Source organism: Streptococcus pseudopneumoniae (genome assembly GCF_001073085.1).
Classification (GTDB): Bacteria; Bacillota; Bacilli; order Lactobacillales; family Streptococcaceae; genus Streptococcus; species Streptococcus pseudopneumoniae_M.
The window spans coordinates 1-1,256 of sequence record NZ_JVFV01000039.1 but is presented as its reverse complement, the minus strand read 5'-3'; the positions used below and the strand labels follow the sequence as shown (position 1 = coordinate 1,256).

At 43.9% G+C, this 1,256-nt stretch carries 1 protein-coding gene; it reads left to right on the top strand.

Translation table 11 applies throughout. From position 1 onward, the window contains the following. Nucleotides 1–1,256 (top strand): Spy0128 family protein (locus ADH90_RS07965; RefSeq protein ID WP_049530793.1); only part of this gene is annotated, 1,256 nt, incomplete at both ends.

The window sequence follows — 1,256 nt, the reverse complement described above, 5'->3', positions numbered from 1 at the left end:
ACTTATGATCCAATGAAGGCAGAGGTGACAGTGACTGTAACGAAAGCAGGTCATACTCTTACAGCAACCAAAGCCCTTCCAACAGATACTGAGTTCAATAATACCTTCACACCTGGTGCAACTACAGCACAATTCAGTTTCACTAAGAAATTGGAAGGAAAAACGCTTGAAGCTGATGCCTTCACCTTTGAATTGCTTGAAAATGGCCATGTAATCCAAACGAAGAAGAATAAAGCTGACGGAACCATCCAATTTGACGCGATCTCATACGCAACAGAAGGACCTCATACCTATACCGTTCGCGAAGTAGCCGGAGCAGATACAGACATTGACTATGATACTATGAACGCAGAAGTGACTGTTAATGTCACTAAGAATGCGACAACAGGTGTCTTGACAGCCAATGTCACAATGCCAGCTGATAGCGAATTTAACAACTATGCGGTAGCCCCAGTCACAGCACAATTCGACTTCAGTAAGGCTCTTGCAGGCCGTACCCTTAAAGCTGGTGAGTTCAGCTTCGTCTTGAAAGATAAGAATGGTACGGTTCTTCAAACGAAGACTAATGACGCCGATGGTAAAGTAGCCTTCGATGCGCTTACATATAAGAACAATGAAGTTGGCGAGCATAAGTACACTGTAGAAGAAGTAGCTGGTTCAGAAGCAGGAATGACTTATGATCCAATGAAGGCAGAGGTGACAGTGACTGTAACGAAAGCAGGTCATACTCTTACAGCAACCAAAGCCCTTCCAACAGATACTGAGTTCAATAATACCTTCACACCTGGTGCAACTACAGCACAATTCAGTTTCACTAAGAAATTGGAAGGAAAAACGCTTGAAGCTGATGCCTTCACCTTTGAATTGCTTGAAAATGGCCATGTAATCCAAACGAAGAAGAATAAAGCTGACGGAACCATCCAATTTGACGCGATCTCATACGCAACAGAAGGACCTCATACCTATACCGTTCGCGAAGTAGCCGGAGCAGATACAGACATTGACTATGATACTATGAACGCAGAAGTGACTGTTAATGTCACTAAGAATGCGACAACAGGTGTCTTGACAGCCAATGTCACAATGCCAGCTGATAGCGAATTTAACAACTATGCGGTAGCCCCAGTCACAGCACAATTCGACTTCAGTAAGGCTCTTGCAGGCCGTACCCTTAAAGCTGGTGAGTTCAGCTTCGTCTTGAAAGATAAGAATGGTACGGTTCTTCAAACGAAGACTAATGACGCCGATGGTAAAGT